We start from the raw sequence: 17,017 nt of genomic DNA, 5'->3' as shown, positions 1-17,017 counted from the left end.
GGCTTGAAACATTATTGTTCAATGGCTGCGCAGTGATGCGCAGCCATTGTTATTTGGTAAACCATCGAATCGTTAAGCTTCGTCAACAATCAGCTTGCCGACCATATCGCGATGACCTGAACCGCACATGACGGAGCAGTGGAATTCGAAGGTACCCGCATTCGCGGCATCAAATTCGCCTTCGCCATCACCTTTGATGTCTACATTGTAATCCGCGATCGAGAAACCATGACCGGCGTCGTCGCTGTGAAGCGTGATTTTGACATGATCGCCTTTCTTCACGTGAATTTCCTGCTGATCATATTCGAAATCCTTGGCCTCGAGCTTGATCTCTACTGTTGGTCCGCTTGCCGGATCTGCAGCCGCGTTCATAGAAGGTTCATTCGTAGCCTTGCCTTCATTCTCGCCATTGTTGCTGTTGCCATTGCCGTTGTTGCCGTTGTTATTCCCGCAGGCGCTGACTAATGCTGCAATGAGTAGTAATGCTGCTGCAAGTATTGCGAATTTGGCTTTCATGTTTCTATCACTCCTCTACCAATATGGAATCATTACCCATCGTAACATAGTAATATGAAATGAATATGAAAATGATGGGTGAATTTCAAAGAATTGCTTGAACAGCTTAACAAGAAGTACACATCTAGAAAACATCCTCTTAATCTACTATTTGTAAACTCAAGTAGAAAAGATCATTAGGAGGTAGGAAAATGGTTTCGCACAAAAGAGTTGGATTGAAAAGCACACTTGCTGCAACAGCGGCAGCAGCGCTTGTTGTGACAAGCATCCTGGCTACACCGTCGACTGACAAGGCAGAGGCTGCTTCTTCGCAAACAAAGAATGTTATTCTGTTCGTCGGAGACGGCATGGGTACAGCACAGCGTAACGCGATCCGTTTGGCTACTGTCGGTGAAAAAGGCAGTTTGGCAATGGATGCTATGCCATTCGTAGGACTAATTCATACAAGCTCGACTGATCCGGTAACGGATTCAGCGGCATCTGCTACGGCCTATGCCAGTGGCGTAAAAACGTATAACGGCGCTATCGGAATGGATGCCGATAAGAAGTCGGTCAAAACGATCATGGAATATGCGAAGGATGCAGGTAAATCGACAGGTGTTGTTACAACGAGCCAAGTAACGGATGCTACCGGTGCAGCATTCGGCGCCCATGTTGAAGACCGCGCCAAGCAAAGCGATATCGCGCTGCAATATTTGACGAAGAGCAAGGTTGACGTGCTTCTCGGCGGCGGCGAAGATTTCTGGTACCCAGCCGGTGAGGCGGGTAAATTCAAGGACGAGCCTGCTGAAGATCCATCGGAGAAAAGCAAAGGCACACAAGGCAACCTGATTAATAAAGCAAAACAATTGGGCTACAGCTATGTGACGAACAAAACGGATATGCAAAAAGCGAAAGGCGGCAAGCTTCTTGGACTGTTCGCCAACGAAGAAATGTTCCAACAGCGTGCTGAGGGCGAAGGGGATATCTACAACCCGGTCGTTTCGCTTCCGGATATGACGAAGAAGGCGATTGAAACATTGTCCGCCAACAAAAAAGGTTTCTTCCTGATGGTAGAAGAAGAAGGCACGGATGAGTTCGCTCACCAAAACAATGCCAAAATGACGATTAAAGCAGGTCAACAGCTGGATCGCTCCGTGCAAATCGCGAAGGATTTTGCTAAGAAAAACCCGGATACGCTTGTACTCGTGCTTGCTGACCATGAAACTGGCGGCTTCTCCATAGAAGCAGTCGATGAAAAAGACGAGTCTGGCGATGACATCTCCAAGGAAGACGGTCCGTTCGCAATCGCTAACTCCAAGCAAAACTTTGTTGTAGACTGGACAACTTCCGGTCATACGGCAGTGGATGTTCCGGTAACTGTAATGGGCAAGAATGCGCAATTGTTCGCAGGCAGCTACGAGAACACGGAAATTTTCACTAAGCTGATGCAGGCGATGGGATATAAAGCACATAAATAAGCGTATGGTGATGGATGAAGAAGCTAGCTGCGGAAATCGCGGCTAGCTTCTTTGTTTGTATTGACAGGCAGGTTTGCGGGGATTCAGAATGGGAGTGTATCCTATAAATGAACAATCCTGGGAGGTGGGAAGCTAGTGCCAGAGATAACGGACTTTGTTTTGACCCCAGACATGATTGAACAATTTTATCGGGAAGGTTACTTCTATGCGCCGGGTTTGCTGTCAGCTCATGCGGTGGATGCCATCAATGCCGAGCATGTTGAATTCGCCAATCAACAGGGAGACGGCAAATGGAGGAGCCAAGCCATTATTAATGTGGAGCAAGAGAGGGACAGGTTTCCGGCGACGACTGATTTTCTGACGGACCCGGATATCGTGAGTGTCCTCGAAACGATACTTGGCGACAGAGTGCGAATTTGGATGGGCATGTACGCTGTTGTAGCACCGCATGGCAGTGGGCTTGAATGGCATCAAGATAATCAATACACGCACATCTTAGGGCATATGCTGAATGGGTTTATTGCGCTTGATCCGATCACGCAGGATAATGCAGGCTTGTGGCTTGCTCCCGGGTCGCATCGGCTGGGACGACAGCCGAACTTGAATGCGGAAGGCGGTCATAAGCGGGCCGCTGACCCGGAGAATGGCATCCCGTGTAAGCCGATGGCGCCGGGGGATGCGGTATTCTTTCATCGCGAAACGCTGCATCACAGCAAGCGCAATCATACGGATATTCCGCGTCGTGCCTACGCTTTCCAAGTGGCGGCGGCTAATTGCCGATATGCGGAAACCGGCAAGCTGCTTGAGGATCGCACTGTATTGTCCGGCTATCGCCACCGCCGATCATAGCGGTGAAAATATAGAAGCCGTCTCAACCGGTTGCCGGGAGCAACGGTTGAGACGGTTTTTTTGGTGTCCGGCGTATTAGAAGGGGCCAAGCGAGCTGATTATCTCGGTATCACGATGGAGCGGCTTGCCTTGAGCAAAGCATCCATGGATAGGAGTGCGGCGAAGTAGATCAGCAGCGCGCAGAGGATGGAACCAACGGAGCTCCAGAGTTGCGGAAAGCCTTGGACTACAGTTAAATAGTCGAAGGCCCAACGGCCGCAAATCGCCATCAGCAGCATGCAAATGCCGACCTTTAGATAAGGCCCAATGCTCATATAGATCCCGATTGAGCCGGATATCGAGAAGAAGTTCAGCAGGAATTGCATGATAATCCCGATACCGATGCCGAAGGTGACGCCGACAATGCCGAATTGGCTGCCGAACACGAAGATGGCAATGGCCTTGAACGATGTGGACACGACGTAGTTCCAGAGCGTAGCACTGGCGCGGCCTAGTCCGAGTAGAATCGCATGCAGGGGAGCGTCGAAGTAGTGAAGGAAGAAGATCGGCGCTAATATTTGGAGCAGTAATCCCGCTTCAGGCGCGCCATAGACAAGCGTCGTGAGCGGAGTTGCCCATACGAACAGGATTACGGTAGCCGGTGCACCGATAAGCAGTCCTAAGTTCAGCGCTTGATTCATCCGTTCATGCATAAGCCGATCATTCTTATTCGCGGCCGCTTCGCCGATTGCCGGTATGAGCGCGGTAGATAGGGATTGCGTAATAAAGCTAGGCATATAGAGCAGCGGAAAGGCGTAACCGGCCAGCATCCCGAATTGCTTCGTGGCTAGCGCCGTGCTTATTCCGGCCAGCGCGAGACTTGTGGCAATAAGCAGGGGCTGGAATGCACTATATACCGAATGCACGACGCCTTGACCGGTTGTCGGCAGGCCAATTTGAAGCAGCTCGGTGAGTGTTTTTCTGCCCTGTTTTAGATGACCGGCCCAAGTCTCGCCCGGCAGCTTCGCTTCACCGCGCATCTTATAGCTGACCACGAGGAAAGTGAGGCTGATGGCTTCGCTGATGACAGAGGCGGCCATCGCACCTGCCGCTGCATAGGCGACTCCGTAGGGCAGCAGCAAATGTACCATCGCGAGCACGCAAGCAATCTGCACCGAATACTCGAGCACGTCGGAAGCGGCGATAACCTTCATTCTTTGAACGCCTCGGAAGTATCCCTTCAGTACCGCAGATACTGCGACAATCGGCGCGATCGGCGTAATCGCCAGCATCGCATAGTAGGCGCGCTGGTCACTCAGCAGGATGGATGCGATCCAGTGCGAGCCAAGCAGGGAGAAGGTCGTTAGCGTTACACTTAAGAAGCCGGTCACGGCAAGTGAAACATGCAGGATACGCCTGACCTTCACCTTCTCATCGCGAGCATAAGCTTCCGCGACCAGCTTCGATATCGCAACAGGCAGGCCAAGTTCCGTAATCGTAATCACAAGAGGCACGAGAGGGTGTGCCATCATTAACAAGCCGATACCTTCGGCTCCCAGTGCGCGAGCGACAAACATGCCGCTGATAAAGCCAAGAATGCGGTTGATGAAAGCAGCGACAGATAAGGCCATCGTCCCCCTCATGAACGATTCCTTCTTTTGTGCCATGTTTCGTTCCTCCTGATCCTCGAATACTTAAATGTATTCATCATTCGGAAAAGCATGCGAACGAGCTGTGGCTGAGTGAGAAGTTGCATCGGTATGATACCCATGCCAAAAAGCCAGCCGCTGTGATCGCGGCTGGCTTCAGAGTGTCGAGAAACCCATGTTTTTATTTCCGAACTGCATAGGAGCTCTTCCAACCTGTAACGGTTGTGACAGTGGCTATTTGGCCCTAAAAGCCCGTTTTTATTTTCTAACGGTTGTAGGCGGGCTTATTTGGGCATTTTTCGATAGAAATCACCCACTTGGCATCGAATAACGATGCTCACAACCGTTAGAATTTTATAAGGTGTTTATTTCATGAAATAGCCACGCTGACAACCGTTAGAGAATCAGTAGGCAATCACAACTAAGGAATTGTCACCAATTCGTTACGCAGGCTCATTCTGTCAGCTTGCATTTTAGTCGCCAGCCGTCAGCTGGGGCATCCAAGACGTACTGCTGCAGCTTTCCATCGGGGTTCTCAATGACAACTAACAGCCCATCCGATACCGGCTGCAGGTTATGAATCTCACCGCCAGGCACAAGCTGCTGGGCAATCGGCTCTAGGAGAGGGATAAGCATATTTTCAAGCCAGATTCGTTCCTCATACCAGCGTGGTACAGGAATCGAAGGGGGATAGCCATCTGCCGGCGCATGGAGAGCAGCCGCGAATTGCCCCCGTTCAAGCGGCAGCTTCGTTCCGGCTCCGATTGCGGCTACGAATCGAAGGCATAGCTCAATCGTATGCAGCACTTCATCCACATGCACGCTGCCATTGGCGTAGCGGATTTCAACCGTACCGATATCGAACCAAGAGGCTACGTTGATCCCGCACCGGTGAGATTGCGGTCGGCCGGCGTTGTGTACGGCTAGGGCGGAAGGATCTAACGCGAATCGCTCACGCATCGCTGTCGTTACCGGCGGGCAGAAGAGCAGGCGATGCTCGCTCGTTTGCAGCAAAGCCTTCAGCGTATCCTGATAAACCAGTGCCGCATCTAGGAGTGGGAGCACCATTTGTTCTCCCCATGCTTCGATACCGACATGTACATGAAGTCCGCAACTCCAATTGGCAGTGGCGCCCTGCGCTTGAAGCCGGCTCAGCATGATGCGAATCTGATCCCGCTCCTCCCATAGAATCGGAGGGGGCTTCAGCTCACTTCCGGACTCGATTCCGGTTTCATCTATTTGATGCTCATTCAAAGACATTTCCCAGCCGGGCAGCAGCTCCAGCTCCGCTGGTTTACCGCCTATAAACTCTATTTCAACGCCGAACTTCAGTTGCTTCCAATCTACTGTTTGGGGCCACATTGCAATCTTCCTCTCGTTTGTATGATGAGTCTAACTTGTCATACTTCCGAAAGGAGAGGTGGACCTCGGGTTTACCGGGGAATTTTCAGTTTAGGCATTGTCAGCTCGCCTCCTGATTGATTTGGATATCGCTTACAATATTCGCCCTCTGAGAAAGACATTCCTCCTGGAATGGAAGCGAAGTGTCCAAGCTAGTTGGCGCATTCCACATAGATTAATAGATGAGAGGATTTTATCCATCTCGATGTTTAGCTAGTTTTTCTATGGAAAAGGAGTGAATGCAGTGGCGGATTGTAATCAAAATCCAGTCGGTGAATGCTCAGAGGCGGAAGGTCGTGATACAACCGCGAACGGTATAGCTTCCCATGCTGAGGGGCTGCAAACAACCGCGAACGGGGATGCTTCGCATTCCGAAGGAAGCGGGACGACGGCAGGGGGAGGAGCAGCCCATGCGGAAGGCTATCAGACGCAAACGTTGGCGGATACCGCCCATGCGGAAGGAACGGCGACTTTCGCGAGCGGAGTTGCCTCCCATGCGGAAGGAAGTTCAACCGCAGCCAATGGAGATGCTGCCCATGCAGAGGGGTATCTGAGTGTAGCCAATGGTCTTGCTTCGCATGCGGAGGGAATATCATCGGTATCGAATGGTTCTGCATCTTATGCCGGAGGCAGGGAAACCACTTCGAATGGTGCAGCTTCCCATACAGAAGGTTATCAAACGACGGCTAATGCGGATACCTCCCACGCGGAGGGGTACCAATCTACAACGGCCGGCGATGCTTCGCACGCCGAAGGCTATCAGACCTTAACGTCTGCGGCTGCGGCTCATGCGGAAGGGTCTCAGACTGTAGCCGGCGGCGGTTCATCTCACGCGGAGGGCAGCAATACGCAAGCGCTTGCTTTGAATTCGCACGCGGAAGGGGAAGGAAATACGGCAAGCGGCCGGGCTTCCCACGTGGAAGGTGGAGGCTTGGATCTGTTAGGCAATCCCGCACCAAACCAAGCCATCGGATCTTCTTCGCATGCCGAAGGGATAGGTACTGAAGCAAGCGGAGACGGCTCCCATGCGGAAGGCGGGACCGTAGATGTTACGATTGCTCCCGGCCCTCGTGCGACGGCATCCTTTGCCCATGCTGAGGGTCAAACCACTGTCGCGAGCGGAACGGCCGCTCATGCGGAAGGGTTCCAAACGCTCGCCAGTGGACCCAGTGCGCATGCGGAAGGAGCCAACTCGACTGCCGGAGGGAGTTTCTCCCATGCCGAAGGGATAGGAACAAGTGCAAGCGGCGTTTATTCGCATGCGGAAGGCGCGGATTCGATTGCGAGCGGCCAGGCCTCCCATGCCGAAGGAGAGAGCAACACGGCAAGCGGCCGAGCTTCTCATGCGGAAGGTGGCGCGGTGGATTCACTTGGTAATTTTGCGCCAACCGTTGCATCGGGTGACAGCTCCCATACCGAAGGGGTAGGCACGATAGCGATCGGATTTGCTTCCCATGCGGAAGGCGGCACGAATGATGTGACTGTTGCTTTTGGACCTAGGGCTCTGGCAGCATTTTCGCACGCCGAAGGCCAAACAACCGTGGCCAGCGGAACGGCGGCTCATGCGGAGGGCTTTCAGACTACTGCGAGTGGCCCAGGGACACATGCGGAAGGCGCAAACACGAGTGCGAGCGGGCCGTTTTCCCATGCTGAGGGAATCGGCACAAGCGCGAATGGACCTTATTCGCATGCAGAAGGAGCCGATACGCTGGCAGGCGGTCAAGCATCGCATGCGGAAGGCTCCGCTACGAAAGCGTTTGCGGCGTCCTCTCATGCGGAAGGTGAAAATACGATTGTCGATATGTCTCATACCGGGGCACACATTATGGGCCAGAATGGGACAACCAGATTTCCGTTTTCATGGCACTTGGCCAACGGGCTAATGGTAGGGCCAACTTTGAACTCTGCCGTGATTGAAGGGCTGACCGGTAATTTGTATCTGGATGGTACAGTTAGCTCGCCGAACGCTGCCGATTATGCCGAGATGTTCGAAACGGCAGATGGGCTTGGAATTGATGTTGGTTATTTGGTTACGTTTGACGATCAGGCTTGTGATAAAATCCGCCGAGCAACGGCCTCGGACAGTTACATCCTAGGTGTAGTCAGCGGACGACCGGCAGTTCTCGCCGACTCCAGCGATTTGCGCTGGCATAAGCTGTTTGTCACGGATGAATGGGATCGCATTCAGTACCATGAGGTGGATGTGCCAGAAATGCTCGATGGTGCGGGCAATGTATTGAGACCTGCCGGTATCAAGACAGAGCCCATGCTGAACCCGGATTGGAACGAGGCGTTTGACTATGTGCCGCGCTCGCAGCGTCCGGAGTGGGTGGCTGTCGGCGTGGTCGGCAAACTGCTCGTTCGGGATGACGGCACATGCGTGCCCGGGGGCTACTGCATGTCGAACGACGAGGGAGAAGCAACGGCAGCCGCAGCGGGTTATCGCGTCATGAAGCGGACCGGGCCGAATCAGGTGCGGATATTTGTGAAGTAAGGGGAAGGAGCTGCGGATGGCGTGCAGCTCTTTTTTTCAGTCTATTTTTCTATTGATTTCATTTATGATACGATCAGAAAACAATATATTCCTATATTAGGTGGTGTCTGGTGATGGAAGTCATTCAGCTATTAGATATCGAGAAGGTTTATTCCGGCGACCGTATTGAGACACCGGTACTGAATCAAGTGCAGCTTTCTTTGAAGCGTAATGAATTCGCGGCTATCGTCGGCGCGTCCGGATCCGGAAAATCCACGCTGCTCAGCCTGATCAGTACGCTCGATCAACCGACCTCGGGACAAGTTATATTTGGCGACGTCAATGTTGCCGCATTAAAGGGAAACCGATTGGCCGACTTTCGATTCGAGCGAATCGGAATGGTATTTCAGCATTTTCATCTTCTGCCTACATTAACTGCGTTAGAGAACGTCATGTCGCCTTTTTTTGGCCGGAGAACGAAGATTGATTATACGAAGAAGTCTGCACAGCTTCTTGAACAGTTGGGTCTTGCAGGCAAACAAGATTCGCTTCCGTCACAGCTCTCCGGTGGAGAACAGCAGCGCGTTGCAATAGCACGAGCGCTGGTCAATGAGCCGGATTGGCTGCTTGCTGACGAGCCAACCGGAAACTTGGATTCTCGTAATGCGCAGCTATTCTATGATTTGCTGCATCAGCTGAAACGTGAATTTGGTTGCGGCATCGTGGCGGTTACACATGATATGCAGCTCGCACAGAAGGCGGATCGGTTGATTGAGATAAGAGATGGACGTGTCGTGGAAGATCGGAATCTCAGCGTAAATGGCGGCAGCACATGCTAAGGTTCATTTGGTCCAATTGGTGGCGCCATAAGGAACGATTTCTCATCATGCTTGTTGGTGTGTTCATTGTTAGTGCAGGGCTTAGCTTTCTGTTTGGTCTGAATGAATCCAACAAAGGGACCGTCATGGAAACGCTGGAGAACAAATGGAAGGTTTCTTATGATATCCTTGTTCGTCCTCAGGGGACTCGGGCAACCGATGAAGTAAACCACATGTTTGAGCCTAATTTTCAAGATGGCATTAACGGTGGGATCAGTCGCAAACAGTTGCAGCAAATCAGAGCGATTCCGGGGGTTAGCATTGCAGCGCCGCTGGCTGTAATTGGGTATACGGAATATATGCTGCCGCTTAATCAATGGTATAAATTAAAGGAATACGGCATGTATCGCATGAAGGTTCAAACGACAACCGATAATGGTGTGCAACTTCAGACGTCAGTCCCGTTGTCCTCCTATGCTTACTACGGCCCCCTAGATGATCCGGAAGTCAAGCTGTTTACCTATGATACGACCTTGCTGGTAGGCATTGACCCCGTTGAAGAAGCCAAATTAGTAGGATTGAACAAGGCTGTTCTGGCGTCCTATACTTCCAGATATTTTGATGCTACGGATAGCAGCAAGATTTATGATTTTGATCAGATGTATGGTGGGAGTTATAGAGCCGTCGATGTTCCAATCCTGATGAGTAATCGGCCATTTACAGATAAGAAATATAAGTTTGTTTTTGAGAAACTGGACGTCCCTTATGAAACGGAAGCCCAGGTGGCGCAAGTATCAGAGAAAGTTAAAGCAAATGGCGGGTTAAAATTCCTGGAGCAATTAAAGTCGGTTTCATCTCAAAGCTATATCTATCAGGACACGCTGGAGGATGCTAATGCGAGACAGGCAGAGAAGTTTATGATGTCGCAGTCAGACCCGGATATTCTCCCCCTCGCGCAGAAAGCGACTTCCCTTGTTTATAAAATAATGAAGAGTCCGTTCTCGAATCGATGGCCTTACACGTATCAGATACAAACATTCCCTGATGCGACACTGTCGTCTGCCGAGCGATTTCCGGACTACTATCGCCCGTATGAGCAAATTACCGATGCGCAGCATCCGGATGCTATATATGGACAAATATTGCGAGCGACATATATTGGGCTCTATGATCCTACCAAACTCCAGGTATCTAAAGATCTGGAGCAACTGTTTCCAATGGATACATACAGAGCACCGTCAGCAAAGTTTGTTTTCGATTCTGAAGGTCGCCCAGCAAATCCGCAATCGACCATTAAACCGGTCAACAATCCGCTCGGCTTCTTGACGAGTCCACCTACAATGCTGACAACGCTCGATGCTGCTTCGTTGATAACAGGTGACAAGCCGATCTCTGTCATTCGAATCAAGGCAGCGGGAGTCAATGAGGTTTCAGATGCCAATCAAGCCAAGCTGGCGCAGATTGCCGCAGCCATCGAAGATCAAACCGGGTTACAAACCGATATTATGATGGGGTCTTCGCCGCAGCCGGTTTTGATTCAAGTTCCAGCAAGCGGAACACAGAGCGCAATCGGTTGGATGGAGCAGATGTGGATTAAACTCGGCGCCGCGCTCACGATAGTAAGTGAGGTTAAATTGGGTTTCTCAGGCATGCTACTGCTGGTAATCGGAGTAGCGATGATTTATGTTGCAGCTACGAATATGGTTTCCTTTCTCGTTAGGAAGAAACAATTTGCTATTATGCTGTCAATCGGGTGGAGAAAATCGAACCTGCGACGCTTACTCCTTGTAGAATCTTTGTTGATCGGAGTTTTTGTTGCGCTGGTGACGTGGACAATTGAAGCGTATTTCATTTTTGCCAGAGGATCGGAACTCTCCTTGTCTCGATTTCTGTTAATTGGGGGCTGCGGGTTCGTTATCTATTTGCTTGGCGTCATTGCACCACTCCTACAAGTGGGTCGTATCAAGCCTATGGAAGCTTTGCGCTCAGGTGAGTACATCGCTTCTACTCGAAGAATTACGCCGGTTCGCCATCTGTTTCAGTTGGCTGCGGCTCATTTTCACGGTAAATTGAAGCGGAATTGGTTATCGGTGATTTCGATGGCGGTTCCGACGATGTTATTGATGTTTTTCGTGTTTGTGACGATACGGCTGAAAGGTGTGTTCTATACTTCATGGCTTGGCCAATATGCCGCTGCAGAGATTGGGAGCATGCACTACATTGCGATTGGCATTTGCTTATTAATCGCTGTGCTCACCACGGCGGAAATCGTCTGGCAAAATGTGTCCGAACGAAAGCCGGAAATTGCGCTGCTAAAAGCGTTGGGTTGGCGAAATCGTTCTATTCGTCAGCTTGTCTGGTACGAGGGGATGATAGCCGGAATTTTGGCTGGTTTATTGGCTTATGTATTAGGTGTTCTTTTCATCGCGTTGTTGTATCACAAGGTGCCGGTTGATGAGCTGTGGTATCTGCTTGTGGTTGGCGTGGTTCCTGTACTCACTGGTATATTAGGCTCTATCCTTCCTGCGGAGATGGCGGTAGCCCTTTCCCCGATAGTAGGAATGAATGGTAGTTATACGACAGCTAAGCAGTCAGAAGAGCGCATGAAGAAGATTATTATAGTGGCGGCAATGGTTACACTGCTCGTTGCTGCATCAGCTATCGGACGTTTAGTCATGCTAGATCTGGGCAGAGAGGCACAATCAGTAGATGCAAACGTAGTTGCATTCGCAGCTCCTCATGCTGATGTAGAAGTCGGCAAGCTAGCTGGTTATACGCCTAAGTTCGTGAAGAACGGGAGCAGGGCTTCTTATGATCTGCAACTGCGGATGAATGATCAAGCGGAATTCAGTGTTGAGGCGGCTATTGAGGTAAACAACCAATCGCTTGAAGATTGGGACAAGCTTGTGTTCTATATGATTCCCAATGTGTTTACCAACAAGGATGACCCACGATTGTACCAGGCATCTGCGCGATTTGAAATCAGCAGTGTTGCTGTCGAAGGAGAGAGTACTTCCTTTACTCTTGAAGGGGACAAGCTGAGTGTTCCGTTAATGAAGTCGTTATTGCCTTCAGATCATGCAAAGGTCGAAGTGACCTATTCATTTCAAGTACCGGAGCATGGAATTCGTTACACGAAGTCTGGTGCGAGCTACTATTTAGCACAGTGGTATCCCATGCTGGCGACGTATGAGGGTGGTTGGAATAAGCAACCTTATACGCCAAAAAGCGAATCTTACCTTACCGGGTTTAGTGACTTCACGCTTCACTATGAGCTTCCAAGCGGTTACCAGGTAATTAGCTCATCGGATGAAGATGCGACGATACCTTCAAATTCGGGCGACGTTCATCTCTCCCATGCGAAAGAACTGATGGTAACGGTATCGAAAGAGCTGACGTTCGTGGAGACGAAGGTGGATGGTGTCGACATTCGCGTATGGGGTAAATGGAAGGAGCAAGCGGAAGAGGCACTTCCCACTATCGCAAAAGCATTCCAATACTTCGAGCAGCATATCGGCCATTATCCGTACAAACAGCTTGACGTTGCGATAGATAATGTATCTTCAATGGAGTACCCGGGGATTGTGACGGTGGATGGCGATTCGGCAAAGGAAAAACATACGTTGGTGCATGAGTTAGCCCATCAATGGTTCTACAATGTGGTAAGCAACGATCCTTATGTCGACGGATGGTTGGATGAGGGTATGGCGGAGCTTAGCACAGCCTACTATTTGGATGATTTCTCGTTTGATGAGCAGTTCTATAAATCAGGTGGGGTATTCTCGAACTTACCGCTTTCCGCGTACGAGTCAAATGATGTCATCCAGTCGATGTATGCACAGCCGGCCATAGAAATGCGAGAGTTGTTTGATCGATATGGTGGCAAGGATGCAGGTATGGCTTTCTTGCACGCTTATTATGAGAAGTATCAGAATCAGCAAGTGGATACGAAAGAGTTCGTGAGATTCGCTGCGGCTTATCTTGCAATGAGAGATGATTCGTTTTTCCGGGATTGGCTGCAGCTGGACTAAAAGGTTATAAATAGCCCTGCCACTGTGAATGCCTGCCACTGAAAAAGTCCAACTGATGAATGGCACAGACGTTTATTTTACCCGCCAGAGCTGGAGGTATATATAAGTGTTAATGGGCGTACTCTTTGAGTTGTACAAACTACACGATAAACCGGAGCCTTCCGAGAAAATAGGTACTTTACATGAAAAAAATACATTTGAAATAAGGTTAACTAGCTATATTTGCTAGAAAGAAACGGATGAGTTGTAGGCAGTACACGTCATACTTCATTTGAGACTAGCAAACAGCGAATGTGTTGTACTCCATACACGTCATTTTCGAGCCGCGTGATAGGTGATTGGCCGAACTCGGCTCGCGGGACGCTGAGAGTAGGGAAATCGAATTCTCAGCTCCGGTAGGCGTGAGAAAATATACAGAGAGTCGCGATATACGTCTCTCAGTATTGAAAATCGCTTAATAGAGAGCTGAGAGTCGCAAAATCCGACTCACAGGTTTGACTTTTACCAGCCTGACTCATTCTAACCCATCCCTATCATCGTAAGCGGCTATTCCGCTTAAAGTTCCGCAAACCCACCAAACGTGGCACAAAGTCGCCAATTATCCTCGCTGTAAGCGGCTATTCCGCCCCCAGCCCCATCTCCCGCAATCTCCACCACCGACACAAAAAAGCCCGAGAGCAACCGGGCCGCACACGATCATGCGGCGCAGTTCCTCTCGGGCTAATTAACTCCTTAAGGCAAATTCACGCCGCGCGAAGCGACGTACAGGCGGTACCAGTCTTCGCGCGAGAGGCGAAGGGTCGCCGCATCCCGGCAGGCGCGGATGCGCTCCGGGTTGATCGTGCCGATCACCGGCTGAATGCCGGCCGGGTGCGTCATCAGCCATGCGAGCACGATGGATTCTCTAGTCGTGTTATGCTTCTCGGCAAGCTGGGCTACCAGTGCAGCGGTTTGCACGACGCTTTCGCTCTGGCCTTCCAAGGAGCCGCCGGAGTAGCGGCCTTGCGCGAGCGGTCCCCACGATTGCAATTGAATGTTCTCCAGGCGGCTATGTTCTATCGTACCTTCCGGGAACACGTTGTTGCGCCATGCTTCTTGGTTCACGCTGACGGCGGTGTCGCAGAAGCCGATTTTGTGCAGGCTCATTTCGAGCTGGTTTACGATGAACGGCTCGTCGCTGTAAGCTTGCAGCAGACGGATTTGGCCGTGACTCATGTTGGACACGCCGAAGTGGCGGACTTTGCCGGATGCTTTCAGGGCATGGATCGCACTGGCGACATCTTCCGGCTCGACAAGTGGGTCAGGACGGTGCAGCAGCAGAATATCGAGATACTCCGTGCCTAAACGCTCCAATATCCCATCAACGCTATCCAAAATATAATCGGCCGAGAAATCAAAACGATGCGGATTACTCTCATCCCCGAAGCGAATGCCGCATTTGGACTGAATAATAATCTCTTCGCGAAGCGAAGGACGTTCCTTCAGCAGCTGCGAGAAAACGCGCTCCGCTTTGCCGGACGTATAAATGTCGGCATGGTCGAACATGTTGATACCAATCTCAAGCGCGGCATCGAGCGCTTCGTTGCCTTCACGGTAATGCTCAGCTGTAATCGGGCTGCTCGCGTTCCAGTCGCCTCCAAGTCTCATGCATCCGAGAACAAGCTGGCTAGCGTTTATATTACGGCGTTGTAGCGGAATAAGTTTCTGTGTCATAACATCCTCCAAAGTTTCATATGGAATGGTCAAGCTCCTGTTTCATTATGATGCAGCTACTTGCAAAATAAAAGTAGTGAAAATATTGATACGTAATGATACAAGGTATATATAGTAATCAAAAGTATAGCGGGGTACGGTGATGTTTAAACTCCACTCGCGCGACTAGAGTGCCCCCGCCAATCCCGATAGATCTGCACCTAACATCCATAAAAATAGCCATACGCGCGCCAAGCGCAACTTGTTATAGTACCAGTAACGCGAGAAGGAGAGACTGTTCCGATGGCCCATATGACGAACCCGCTCACACGGATGAACGTGAGACAGCAAATTATTTTACTTTTTATCATCATGGTCAGTCCGATTCTACTGCTGCAATGGTATGGAAACACGAGGGCGGAGCTCATTCTGAAGCGCCATGTGACCAATGCCTACGTGGAGCTCAACAAGCAGAATATGGCCCTCTTGAGCCGCGATATCGACACCGTCAACAAGATTACCACGACGATCATCCAAAATCCGCTCACCCAGCAGCTCGTTCCGGCACCGGGGGAGTCCGTCTTCGAACGGGTGCAGGAGTATTCGAAGCTCGATAAGCTCATCGCAGGCTACTCGATCAGCGTGAATGGCGGCGAAGCGGTCTACTACAGCCTCTACGTTTATGACCCTGAGGACTTTTACTATTTTGCACCGAAAATCCCCATGACGCAGACAGGGGTCTACTTCTTCTCCGACCGCGACAAGCCGGAATGGTTCGACGAAGCCGTGAAGAAGAAAGGCGAAGGCTATATGAAGCTGATCCGCAACAACATCGGCTTCTCGACGCAGACAACGCTGGCCTACGTGCGTTCGGTCAACAACATCTCGAACGGTCATGGCGTCATCGGCGTATTGGTGGCGACGAAGATGGATAAGAAGATTGGAGAGTCGTTTCAGAGTGTGACGCTGCCCGACGGCGAGATTTATTTTACCGATTCCACGAATCGGGTGCTGACGGCGACCGCGCCGGGCATAATCGGCACAACCCTGCAGCTTCCGACTGAAGCGGAAGGAATCAAACTGGGTGCGGCGGACGGCATGGGCAACATCAGCAACATCATTACGCCGGAATTTATCTACGTTATTAACGACAATCATCTGCAGCAGCAGAAGCTGATTTATAAGATCCCGGTCAATTCCCTGCTCCAGCAGCAAAATGAACTGAAACGCGTGATCCAGCTTATTTCCATCGTCTATACCATCTTTGGTATCATCGTCATCATGTATTTCTGGCGCTCACTCATGACTCCGCTTCAGCGTTTGGCCTATTTTGTCCGCTCCTACGAACCGGGCAAACGGGTACCTGAGACACCGGGAAAAGGGCGTAAAGACGAAGTCGGCGTACTCATCTCTTCCTTATATGACATGGCGCGGCGGCTCAATGTGCTGATTCATTACAAGTACCAGATGGAGATCAAGGAGAAGGAGTCCCAACTCCAACTGTTATATCAACAGATCAATCCGCATCTCCTGTACAACACGCTCGAGAGTATTTATTGGAAAAGCACGCTGGAAGGCAACTCCGAATCCGCGGAAATGATCAAGGAGCTGTCCAAGCTGATGAAGATCAGCTTAAGCCGCGGGCGGGAGCTCATCTCTCTCGAAGACGAGATGGAGCATGCGAAGGCGTACATCAGTCTGCAGCAGAAGAGGTATGAATACACATTCAACGTCATCTGGAACATTCCGGAGGAGCTGCTGCACAACCTGATTCCGAAAATCACCTTGCAGCCGCTAATCGAGAATTCCATCATTCACGGCGTTCGCAACATGGGTGAGGACGGCGAAATTATTATAACGGGCGCACTTCTGGACCATGACAAAATCATCATCCGCGTCGAGGATAACGGCTACAAGAAAGTAGACTTCGAAGCGATCCATAGGCTGCTGAACGAAGAGAAGGGCGATCCGGCCATCGGTTACGGCATTCGGAATTTGGATCAGCGCATTCGGCTTCATTTTGGCCGGAGCTTCGGAATTAGCTATGAAGAGCGGGAAGAACGGGGAACGCGCGTTGTCATTATTCTACCGCGCAGCCACGACGAAAGCGGCGATGCAGCTGCGGGTCCTACTATATAAGCAAGAGCAA

General features: G+C 50.8%; 10 protein-coding genes. 6 read left to right on the top strand and 4 right to left on the bottom strand.

Annotated features, from left to right (window positions below; genetic code table 11):
* Positions 1-72 precede the first annotated feature (72 nt).
* On the bottom strand, positions 73-516 hold the full coding sequence (locus AC0YNS_RS18495) for a cupredoxin domain-containing protein (protein ID WP_475782432.1): 444 nt from the start codon (positions 514-516) through the stop codon (positions 73-75).
* Between the two features lie 191 nt (positions 517-707).
* Between AC0YNS_RS18495 and AC0YNS_RS18490 the strand changes: the two genes are divergently transcribed.
* Both AC0YNS_RS18490 and AC0YNS_RS18485 read left to right on the top strand, forming a co-directional pair.
* Complete coding sequence (locus AC0YNS_RS18490) at positions 708-1,976, top strand: alkaline phosphatase (protein ID WP_475782431.1); 1,269 nt, start codon at positions 708-710, stop codon at positions 1,974-1,976.
* A gap of 135 nt (positions 1,977-2,111) precedes the next feature.
* On the top strand, positions 2,112-2,825 hold the full coding sequence (locus tag AC0YNS_RS18485) for a phytanoyl-CoA dioxygenase family protein (protein WP_475782430.1): 714 nt from the start codon (positions 2,112-2,114) through the stop codon (positions 2,823-2,825).
* Between the two features lie 98 nt (positions 2,826-2,923).
* Here the strand turns inward: AC0YNS_RS18485 and spoVB are convergent, their stop codons facing one another.
* Positions 2,924-4,471, bottom strand: a complete 1,548-nt coding sequence (spoVB, locus tag AC0YNS_RS18480) for a stage V sporulation protein B (RefSeq protein ID WP_475782429.1) — start codon at positions 4,469-4,471, stop codon at positions 2,924-2,926.
* Positions 4,472-4,906: 435 nt separating this feature from the next.
* Positions 4,907-5,815 (bottom strand): amidoligase family protein, encoded by a 909-nt coding sequence (locus AC0YNS_RS18475; protein WP_475782428.1) that lies wholly within the window; start codon positions 5,813-5,815, stop codon positions 4,907-4,909.
* A gap of 283 nt (positions 5,816-6,098) precedes the next feature.
* Here AC0YNS_RS18475 and AC0YNS_RS18470 point away from each other — a divergent pair, with 283 nt between their 5' ends.
* The 3 genes from AC0YNS_RS18470 to AC0YNS_RS18460 all read left to right on the top strand — a co-directional run bounded on the left by AC0YNS_RS18470 (position 6,099) and on the right by AC0YNS_RS18460 (position 13,176).
* Positions 6,099-8,348 (top strand): peptidase G2 autoproteolytic cleavage domain-containing protein, encoded by a 2,250-nt coding sequence (locus AC0YNS_RS18470; protein WP_475782427.1) that lies wholly within the window; start codon positions 6,099-6,101, stop codon positions 8,346-8,348.
* Between the two features lie 113 nt (positions 8,349-8,461).
* Positions 8,462-9,166, top strand: a complete 705-nt coding sequence (locus tag AC0YNS_RS18465) for an ABC transporter ATP-binding protein (RefSeq protein ID WP_475782426.1) — start codon at positions 8,462-8,464, stop codon at positions 9,164-9,166.
* Positions 9,160-13,176: an FtsX-like permease family protein gene (locus tag AC0YNS_RS18460; RefSeq protein WP_475782425.1), complete on the top strand. Its 4,017-nt coding sequence runs from the start codon at positions 9,160-9,162 to the stop codon at positions 13,174-13,176. The genes AC0YNS_RS18465 and AC0YNS_RS18460 overlap by 7 nt, the downstream gene beginning before the upstream one ends.
* A 732-nt stretch (positions 13,177-13,908) precedes the next feature.
* On the opposite strand, the gene AC0YNS_RS18455 is transcribed toward AC0YNS_RS18460, so the two are convergent.
* Positions 13,909-14,889, bottom strand: coding sequence for an aldo/keto reductase (locus AC0YNS_RS18455; RefSeq protein WP_475782424.1), 981 nt, complete (start codon positions 14,887-14,889; stop codon positions 13,909-13,911).
* 282 nt (positions 14,890-15,171) lie between these two features.
* Here AC0YNS_RS18455 and AC0YNS_RS18450 point away from each other — a divergent pair, with 282 nt between their 5' ends.
* Positions 15,172-17,007 (top strand): sensor histidine kinase, encoded by a 1,836-nt coding sequence (locus AC0YNS_RS18450; protein WP_475782423.1) that lies wholly within the window; start codon positions 15,172-15,174, stop codon positions 17,005-17,007.
* The last annotated feature ends 10 nt before the right edge of the window (positions 17,008-17,017 follow it).

It is taken from the genome of Paenibacillus sp. J22FR21, assembly GCF_056269135.1.
The sequence above is the reverse complement of the archived record's forward strand: the minus strand, read 5'-3'. Positions and strand labels throughout refer to the sequence as shown.

Bases quoted from the DNA above. Each gene is read 5' to 3' on its own strand.
- AC0YNS_RS18455 (WP_475782424.1), bottom strand. From the start codon at position 14,889: ATGACACAGAAACTTATTCCGCTACAACGCCGTAATATAAACGCTAGC.
- AC0YNS_RS18490 (WP_475782431.1), top strand. From the start codon at position 708: ATGGTTTCGCACAAAAGAGTTGGATTGAAAAGCACACTTGCTGCAACA.
- AC0YNS_RS18465 (WP_475782426.1), top strand. From the start codon at position 8,462: ATGGAAGTCATTCAGCTATTAGATATCGAGAAGGTTTATTCCGGCGAC.
- AC0YNS_RS18460 (WP_475782425.1), top strand. From the start codon at position 9,160: ATGCTAAGGTTCATTTGGTCCAATTGGTGGCGCCATAAGGAACGATTT.
- spoVB (WP_475782429.1), bottom strand. From the start codon at position 4,471: ATGGCACAAAAGAAGGAATCGTTCATGAGGGGGACGATGGCCTTATCT.
- AC0YNS_RS18495 (WP_475782432.1), bottom strand. From the start codon at position 516: ATGAAAGCCAAATTCGCAATACTTGCAGCAGCATTACTACTCATTGCA.
- AC0YNS_RS18475 (WP_475782428.1), bottom strand. From the start codon at position 5,815: ATGTGGCCCCAAACAGTAGATTGGAAGCAACTGAAGTTCGGCGTTGAA.
- AC0YNS_RS18450 (WP_475782423.1), top strand. From the start codon at position 15,172: ATGGCCCATATGACGAACCCGCTCACACGGATGAACGTGAGACAGCAA.